This window comes from Microbacterium resistens NBRC 103078, assembly GCF_001552355.1.
Classification (GTDB): domain Bacteria; phylum Actinomycetota; class Actinomycetes; order Actinomycetales; family Microbacteriaceae; genus Microbacterium; species Microbacterium resistens.
In genome coordinates this window covers 1-8,054 of record NZ_BCRA01000114.1, presented here as the reverse complement: position 1 = coordinate 8,054, position 8,054 = coordinate 1, and the positions used below count along the sequence as shown (strand labels likewise).

The 8,054-nt window shown below is 71.2% G+C and carries 9 protein-coding genes and 1 pseudogene; 6 read left to right on the top strand and 4 right to left on the bottom strand.

What is annotated here, in order from left to right; genetic code table 11:
* Positions 1–401, top strand: a pseudogene (locus tag MR1_RS20590) (DNA-3-methyladenine glycosylase 2 family protein); the annotation flags it as partial.
* 187 nt (positions 402–588) lie between these two features.
* Positions 589–795 (top strand): hypothetical protein, encoded by a 207-nt coding sequence (locus tag MR1_RS16085; protein WP_067249248.1) that lies wholly within the window; start codon positions 589–591, stop codon positions 793–795.
* Positions 796–927: 132 nt separating this feature from the next.
* On the opposite strand, the gene MR1_RS16080 is transcribed toward MR1_RS16085, so the two are convergent.
* The 4 genes from MR1_RS16080 to MR1_RS16065 all read right to left on the bottom strand — a co-directional run bounded on the left by MR1_RS16080 (position 928) and on the right by MR1_RS16065 (position 4,759).
* Positions 928–1,683 carry an iron ABC transporter ATP-binding protein gene (locus MR1_RS16080; protein ID WP_067249245.1) on the bottom strand — a complete coding sequence of 252 codons (756 nt, stop codon included), beginning with the start codon at positions 1,681–1,683 and terminating at the stop codon, positions 928–930.
* Positions 1,680–2,708: an iron chelate uptake ABC transporter family permease subunit gene (locus MR1_RS16075; RefSeq protein WP_067249242.1), complete on the bottom strand. Its 1,029-nt coding sequence runs from the start codon at positions 2,706–2,708 to the stop codon at positions 1,680–1,682. Before MR1_RS16075 ends, MR1_RS16080 begins: the two co-directional genes overlap by 4 nt.
* 4 nt (positions 2,709–2,712) lie before the next feature.
* Positions 2,713–3,696, bottom strand: a complete 984-nt coding sequence (locus MR1_RS16070) for an ABC transporter permease (RefSeq protein ID WP_067249239.1) — start codon at positions 3,694–3,696, stop codon at positions 2,713–2,715.
* A 64-nt stretch (positions 3,697–3,760) separates the two neighbouring features.
* Entirely contained in the window at positions 3,761–4,759 is a 999-nt protein-coding gene (locus MR1_RS16065; protein WP_067249236.1) for a siderophore ABC transporter substrate-binding protein, read from the bottom strand.
* A 102-nt stretch (positions 4,760–4,861) separates the two neighbouring features.
* On the opposite strand from MR1_RS16065, the gene MR1_RS16060 reads away from it, so the two are divergent.
* The 4 genes from MR1_RS16060 to MR1_RS16045 all read left to right on the top strand — a co-directional run.
* Entirely contained in the window at positions 4,862–5,635 is a 774-nt protein-coding gene (locus tag MR1_RS16060) for a siderophore-interacting protein (protein ID WP_067249234.1), read from the top strand.
* 114 nt (positions 5,636–5,749) lie between these two features.
* On the top strand, positions 5,750–6,169 hold the full coding sequence (locus MR1_RS16055; RefSeq protein ID WP_067249231.1) for a VOC family protein: 420 nt from the start codon (positions 5,750–5,752) through the stop codon (positions 6,167–6,169).
* Positions 6,166–6,993 (top strand): acyl-CoA thioester hydrolase/BAAT C-terminal domain-containing protein, encoded by an 828-nt coding sequence (locus tag MR1_RS16050; RefSeq protein ID WP_067249228.1) that lies wholly within the window; start codon positions 6,166–6,168, stop codon positions 6,991–6,993. Before MR1_RS16055 ends, MR1_RS16050 begins: the two co-directional genes overlap by 4 nt.
* A 462-nt stretch (positions 6,994–7,455) precedes the next feature.
* Positions 7,456–8,054: ribosomal RNA small subunit methyltransferase A (locus MR1_RS16045; RefSeq protein ID WP_067249224.1), on the top strand; the 599-nt coding region annotated here is incomplete at its 3' end.

Genomic DNA, 8,054 nt, shown 5'->3' with positions numbered 1-8,054 from the left:
GGGCCTGGCACCGCGCGGGCGTCCAGCCGCCGCAGTCGCGGACCATCGTGCGTGCGGCGGAACGCGGCGAGCGCATCGCCTCCGCCGTGCTGCAGGCGGCGGGCGGGGACGCGCGGGACGCGGTCCTCACGAGCCTTCCCGGGATCGGCGCCTGGACCTCGGCCGAGACGCGGATCCGCGCGCTCGGCGATCCGGACGCCGTCAGCGTCGGCGACTACCACCTCGCGCACGAGATCGGCTACGCCCTCACCGGCAGCAGGACGGACGACGAGGGGATGATCGCCCTCCTCGCCCCGTGGGCGGGTCAGCGCCAGCGCGCGATCCGGATGATCCTCGCCAGCGGCGTCGTCGAGCCCCGGCGGGGTCCGCGTCTGGCCCCCGAGGACCACCGCGATCGCTGACCGGCGCTTCACCCGGAACCCCCTCTCCTCGCCGACACCCCCTCGTAGATACGCGTCTCAGCGGGGGTCTGGGCGGGCAGAAGGGGTTTCGGCGCCGGACGAGGGTTCGGGCTGGCCGAGGGGGCGGCGGGCAGAAGGGGTTTCGGCGCCGGACGAGGCCGTGACGGGCGACGCCTAGACTGGCGGGATGCAGACTCCGCGGCGCACCGGCCTCCGGATCCTCGTGACGCTCGGCTTCCTCGTGCTGGGGATCGTCGTGGGACTCATCCTGCAGAACGTCGTCCTCGCGCTCGTCCTCGCCGCCTTCATCTGGACGATCTGGTTCCTCGGATTCGAGACCCGCCGCGGGCGCAACACCGGTGTGAACGACGAGGACAACGGCATCCAGCTCTAGCCGCCCCTCCCCCGTCCCCACCCTCCCCGCCGAGTGGTCGGTTTCTGCGGGTTCGCGGGCCGGGAACCCACAGAAACTGACCACTCGACCACCGCGCGTCGATGCGGACGTCCCGGGCCAGTAGTCGCCGGGTCAGTAGTAGACCGCGAGGGGGCCGTGCGGGCCGTCGACGACCCGGACGGGAGTGTCGAAGACCCGCGTCAGCACCTCGTCGGTCATGATCTGCGCGGGCGGGCCGAACTCCACCACGCGCCCGTCCTTCATCGCGCAGATGTGATCGGCGTAGTGCCCCGCGAAGTTGATGTCGTGCAGCACCACCACGATCGTGCGGTCGAGCTCCTCCGCCGCCCGGCGCAGGTGCTTCATCATCTGCACGGCGTGGCGGAGGTCCAGATTGTTCAGCGGCTCGTCGAGCAGCACCGCCTCGGTCTCCTGGGCGAACACCATCGCCACGTACGCGCGCTGACGCTGGCCCCCGGAGAGCTCGTCCAGATAGCGCGACTCGAGCGGGCCGAGCTCCAGGAAGTCGATCGCGCGGCTGATGATCTCCTCGTCGACGCGCGTCAGCCGCCCCTTCGAGTACGGGAACCGGCCGAAGCCCACGAGCTGGCGCACGGTCAGCCGGGTGACGAAGTGGTTCTCCTGCCGGAGGATCGAGACGATCTTCGCCAGGTCGTTGGACGGCGTGCGCGCCACGTCCATCCCGGCGATCTCGATCGCCCCCTCGTCCATCCCCATCAGTCGGCCGGCCATGGTCAGCAGCGTCGACTTGCCCGCGCCGTTGGGACCGATGAGCGCCGTGACCCCGCCCCGCGGGATCCGCAGGTCGACAGGTCCGATCCCGACCTCGGTGCTGTACTGGCGGCGAACGCCCTCGAGCGTGATCACAGACGCCCCTTTCTGAGGATGACGATGAGGAAGACGAGACCGCCGACGAACTCGATGATGATCGACACCACGCCCTGCGCGGAGAAGATGTTGCGCATCACGAAGTAGGCCCCGGTGAGGATCGTGAACGCGGTCAGCACCGCGATCGGGAAGACCAGGCGGTGGTCATAGGTGTCGGCGAGCTGATAGGCGAGCGTGGCGACGAGGAACCCGAGGAAGGTCATCGGACCGACCAGCGCCGTCGAGGTCGCCATCAGCACCGCGACGAGGAACAGCACCACCATGAGCTCCCGCCGGTGGTTCAGCCCCAGGGACGTCGCGGTGTCCGCCCCCAGCGCCATGACGTTCAGCCGGCGAGCGCGTGCCCACAGCAGCGCCGCCGCCCCCGCGCACAGCGGGATGGCGAGGGGCAGGTACGCGGGATCCGCGTTGGAGACGTTCCCGAAGAGCCGCGCCGCCAGCACGTCGAACTCGCTGGGCGTGAGCAGGCGCTGCATGAACGTGGCGACAGCCCCGAGACCGCCGCCGATGACGATCCCGACGAGCAGCATGATCTGGAGGTTCGCGTAGCGGCCCGTGAGGAGCCACCCGTAGAGCAGCATCGCCAGCCCGACCATGATCGCGATCTGGAGGGTGAACTGCCACAGCCCCTGGATCGCGACGAGCCCCGCGATCCCGAACAGGTAGACCGAGGTCGTCTGCACGGCGCGGTAGAGGGACTCGAACCCCATGATCGACGGGGTGATGATGCGGTTGGTGGTGACGGTCTGGAACGCGACGGTCGCGACCGCCTGGCAGACGGCGACGATCGCGATGACGATCACGTTGTTCCATCGCCGGTTCGCGATCCGCCAGAACCCCTCCGAGCCGACGGGCATCGGGTTCCCCCACGCCAGCATCCCGAAGGCGAAGCCGAGCGCGAGCACCGCGAGGACCGACACCACGATCACGAAGCGCCGCCGGGTGTGCCGGGCCGGCAGCGCACCGGACGACCGCGCGGGCGCCGGGAGCGCGCGGGTCCGCATCGCCTCAGCCACGGCGACGCTGCCTCAGCAGGAGCAGGACGAACACGACGGCGCCGACGATCCCGAGCACGAGGGACACCGGGACCTCGAAGGGCATGATGATCGTCCGTCCGATCAGGTCGCACAGGGTCACCACGCCGATCCCGAGCAGGCAGACCCACGGCAGATTGCTGCGCAGGTCGTCGCCGCGGATCATCGACACGAGGTTCGGCACGATGAGGCCCAGGAACGGGAGGTTCCCGACCACGACGGTCACCACGCCGGTGACCACGGCGATCAGGACGGTGCCGAGCAGGATCATCCGGTCGTAGTTCACGCCGACGTTCGTGGCGATCTCCTCGCCGAGCCCCGCCACGGTGAGCCGGTCGGCGACGACGAACACGATGACGCCCACGATCGCGACGATCCACAGCATCTCGTACTGTCCGCGCAGGACGGAGGTGAAGCTGCCGGCGAACCAGACCCCGAGGCTCTGCAGCGTGTCGGTCGAGAGCGCGACGTAGGTGGAGACGGAGCCGATGACGGCGCCCAGCATGATCCCGACGATCGGGACGATGAGGGAGGAGCGGAGCGTCACCCGACGCAGGAACAGGAAGAAGACCATGGTCCCGACGAAGGCCGCGAGGATCGCGCCCGCCATCCGGAGCGGGAGCGGGGCGTTAGGCACGAGGATCATCACGGCGAGGAGGCCGAGGCCCGCCCACTCGGTCGTGCCGGTCGTCGTGGGCTCGACGAAGCGGTTCTGGGTGAGCATCTGCATCACGAGCCCGGCCATCGCCATCGAGGCGCCGGCGAGGACGAGCGCGATCGTGCGCGGGATGCGGGTGATCTGGAACATCTCGGCGCCGTCCGAGGAGCCGGCGATGTCGTAGACGCCGACGGCGAGGGAGGCGGCGAGCAGGACGGCGACGACGAGGACGCCGATGAGCAGCCGGACGTCGAAGAGCCGGCCGCGGGAGCGCGTGGGGGAAGCGGTGGCGGAGGTCATGGGGGCGAGTCGGCGGCGGCGTCCGGAGCGGTCCGGACGCCGCCGCCTCAGGCGTTCTTTCGTCTTACTTCTTCGCGGCCTTCTCGAGCGCGTCCGCGAAGTCGTTGAGGAAGGTCGTGTAGGTCTGGATGCCCTCGTTCAGGTAGGTGTCGGCGGGCATGTAGATGATGTGCCCTTCCTTGACGGCGGTGACGTTCTTCAGCGCCTCCGAGCTCTCCAGGATCTGCGCGGCCTGCTTGTAGTCCGGCTGGTCGGCGGCGAACACGGCGTCGCGGTCCATCACCAGGATCCAGCTCGGGTTCGACTCGGCGATCGCCTCGACCGAGATGTCGTCGCCCTGGTGGTCGGTCGACGAGTCGGCGACCTCGAGGGCCGGGGTCAGGTCGAGGAAGTCGAACACGGGGCCGAGCGTGCGACCGACGGTCGGGGCGACGTAGCCGATCTCGCCCCCGGAGGTGATGACTCCCATGACGCTCTGGGACGAGTCGTACGCCTTCTTGGCCCGCTCGACGGCCTTGTCGAAGTCCTTGACGAGCGCGTCGGCCTCCTTCTGCTTGCCGAAGACCTCGCCGAGCACGGTGACCTGGCGCTTGAGCTCCTCGTCGAAGGGCTCGCCCTCGCGCGGGTCGAGCTCGAGCACGGTCGCGTCCGGCACGAGCTGGGCGAAGTCGTCGTGGTACTGGCTGAAGCGCTGACCGTTGATGATCAGGTCGGGCTCGACGGCCACGACCGCCTCCAGGTCGGGCTCGTTGTGCGTTCCCAGGTCGATGATCTTGTCGTCCTTGGTGTACGGGTTGCCGTCCGACATCAACGAGACGGCGGCGGCGGAGAGCTCGATGCCCCAGTCGTTGAGCGTCTGGAACGTGCGGTTGTCCGTGGCGACGACCGACGAGGGCGGTGTGGCGATGGTGTGCTCGCCGTTGTTGTCCTCGACGGTGACGGTGCTCGACGCGCTGCTCGGGACGGTCGTCGGCTCCGCGGCGGGTGCGGCCGAGCATCCGGCGATCGCGAGGAGGGAGACGAGGCCGACACCGGCGGCGGTGAGCGTTCTGGGCACGGACATGGAAGGACTCCTGTTCTGCTGCTGTGCGAGGGTCGTCGGCAGGTGGCACCGGTATGTAGGTAAGCCAACCCTAATCTGACGGATTCAGGCTAACCTACGGATATGACTTCGTCGAACCCGACCCCCTCGTTCACGATCGAGCGGCGCCCGCTCGACCTCCGCTTCCGCACCGTCGCGCTGGCCGAGCGCGAGTGGGTGACCCCGGCGTACGTGCGGGTGCGCCTCCAGGGCGCGGACCTGGCCGGCTTCGACTCCCCCGGCGCCGACGACCACATGCGACTCTTCTTCCCGGACACGATCCCCGACACCGTGGAGGAGCTGCGGGCGTCGCCGAGCCGGGAGTACACGCCGCTCGCCTGGGGCGAGGACTGGCTGGACGTCGAGTTCGCCGTGCACGGCGACGAAGGCGTGGCCGCCCCCTGGGCGGCGACCGCGCCCCTCGGCGCGCGGATCGGCGTGGGCGGACCACGGGGTTCGGCGGTCGTGACCGGCTCGCCCGCGGGGTGGTTCCTCGCCGGGGACGAGACGGCGATCCCGGCGATCCGGCGCTTCGCGGCGCTCATCCCGGCCTCCGCCCCGGCCCGCATCGTGATCGAGACCCGATCCGCCGAGACACAACTGGCCGTCGACGCCCCCGTGGCGGTCGAGTGGCTGCACCGTGGCGATGCCCCCGCGGGAACCGCCCTGATCCGGTACCTCGACGCGCTGACCGAGGACGACGCGGTCGCGGCGGACCCGTTCTGCTTCATCGCCGCCGAGCAGGCCGTCGTCAAGCCCGGCCGTGCGCTGCTGGAGCGCTGGGGCGTCGACACGTCGCGCGCCGTCGTGAAGGGGTACTGGAAGCGCGGCGAGGCCGAGTACCACGCCCCGCACTGAGTCGCCGGCCGCGATCGGCACCCCTGGTCCCGCTCCGCACACGGCTTCCGCGGATCGCTGTGGCGATCGGGACGCAGTGTGCAGATCGGGCACGGATCCGCCAGACTGGCCCCCATGCCCGTCTTCGATCACCTCGGCGTCAGCGTCGAGGATCTCGCCCGAGGGATCGCGCAGTTCGATCCCGTCATGACCGCACTGGGGTTCGAGCGCAGCGACATCGAAGGGTCGTCCGCCTGGTGGAAAGAAGGCGAGACGGAGTTCATCGTCTTCGCCGCCCGCGAGCCCGGAAGCGGCCCGCACCGCCACGGCCGCGTCGGCTGGCAGCATCTCGCCTTCGCCGTCGACTCCCGCGAGGAGGTGGACCGTCTGCACGCGATCGCCGTGGCGGCGGGGTGGAACGTCGTCCGCGAACCGAAGCTCTATCCGCGCTTCTCGGACCGGTACTACGCGTCCTTCCTGGAGGACGACAACGGGATCCGGATCGAGTTCATGCACAACCCGCCGCGCGAGACGGTCGACACGGCCGTGCCATGACCGACCGGTACGTGCAGGACGAGGATCGCGTCGACGCGCGCCCGGCGAGGCCCAACGGCACGGCGGTCCTGATCGTCGCCGGCTCCAGCGGTCGGATGGAGACCGCGCGGGCCGAGCTCCTCGCGAGCCAGGGGGTGCACGCCAGGACCATCCGCTGGTTCGGCGGCGCGGCGCAGCGCCCCGCCCCGCACGAGGTGCCGTTGGAGATCTTCGCGGCAGAGGCCGAGTCCCTGCGCCACCATCACGACCGCGTCGTCCTGATGGGGACGTCGTTCGGCTCCGAGGCGGTGCTCCTGACCGCGTCCGCCGAGCCCGTGGACGCCGTGATCGCCATCGCGCCCAGCTCCGTCATCTGGCCCGGTCTCCTCGACGGCGGCTGGTCCTCGCACTGGACCCTCGGCGGGCGAGCCCTCGCAGCCGTGCCGTTCGACGGCGACTGGACCCCGGAGACCGACCCTCCCGCCTTCCGCTCGCTGTACGAGCGGAGCCTCGCCGCCCACGAACGGGCCGCCGCCGGTGCGGAGAGCCCGGAGATCCCGGTGGAGAGGATCGACGGCGAGGTGCTCCTCGTCCACGGAGGGGACGACCGGGTGTGGCCGAGCGATGCCTTCGCCCAGCGCATCGTCCGCCGCCGTCGTGCCGCGGGGCTCGACACCGCCGTGATCGCCCACCCGGATGCCGGGCATCGGCTCGTCCTCCCCGGAGAGCGACCGCCCGCCGGCGGGACCCGGATGCAGCGGGGAGGGAGCGAGGCCGCGGACCGGGCGCTCGGGCTGCTCGCGTGGCCCCGGATCCGCGACCTGCTGCGCATCCGCGCGCTCTGACGACCCCACGACGGCCGTCGGCGGTCGATGCCCGCGGACGCGGCGCACGACGACGGGCGCCGGGACCAGACGTCGTCCGCGCCGCCTGTGCCCGCGCGGTCGCGGCCCGGCGCAGGCATCGCGTACACTCGACGCCATGGGAACTCTGTGCAGCGCTCACGTCGGTGTGCGCTTCTACGGCTACCGCGACCGCCGCGCCTGACGGCGCGTTGACGCTTCGCTAGCCCAGCCTCTCGCGCCGACGCCGGTCGACCTGCACCCGCACGGTCTCACCGGTCCGCGTGCCTCCGCGCGTCCTCTCTGAGACGCCGCACGCCGTCGTCCCGGTGACCCTTCCGGGTGCTCCCCTCAACCCTGGAGAGCGCCATGCGTCGTCATCCCCCGTCCTCTCGTCCCCCTCGCCCGACCCCTTCCCGTCATCGCAGCGGATCGACCCGCGTCCGACCTCCGGCGCCGCCCGAGGTGCCGTCGTCCGACGAGCCGCGCTCCCGTCACGGCGGACGCCACGAGCTCGGGCAGAACTTCCTCGCGCACCCGCCCACGGCCCGGTCGATCGCCGACCTGGTCGCCGCGACCCGTGGCCCGATCCTCGAGATCGGTCCGGGAGACGGCGCGCTCACCGCCCACCTGCTGCGTCTGGGACGCCCCGTCACCGCCGTGGAGATCGACGAGCACCGCGTCCGTCGACTCCGGGAGCGGTTCGCCGGCGCGCCCCTGGCGGTGCATCACGGCGACGCCCTGCGGGCGCGCCTGGACGCGCCGGTGCTCGTGGGCAACATCCCGTTCCACCTGACCACGCCGCTGCTGCGTCGCATCCTCACCTCCGGGCAGTGGCGGCACGCCGTCCTCCTCACCCAGTGGGAGGTCGCCCGCAAGCGCGCGGGCGTGGGAGGGGCGACGATGCTCACGGCGCAGGCGGCACCGTGGTTCACCTTCGCCCTCCACGGACGCGTGCCGCGCGGGCGGTTCCGTCCGGTGCCCTCGGTCGACGGAGGGATCCTCGGGATCGCCCGCCGGCCCGACCCTCTCCTGCCACGCCGGGAGCAGCACGGGTACGAGCG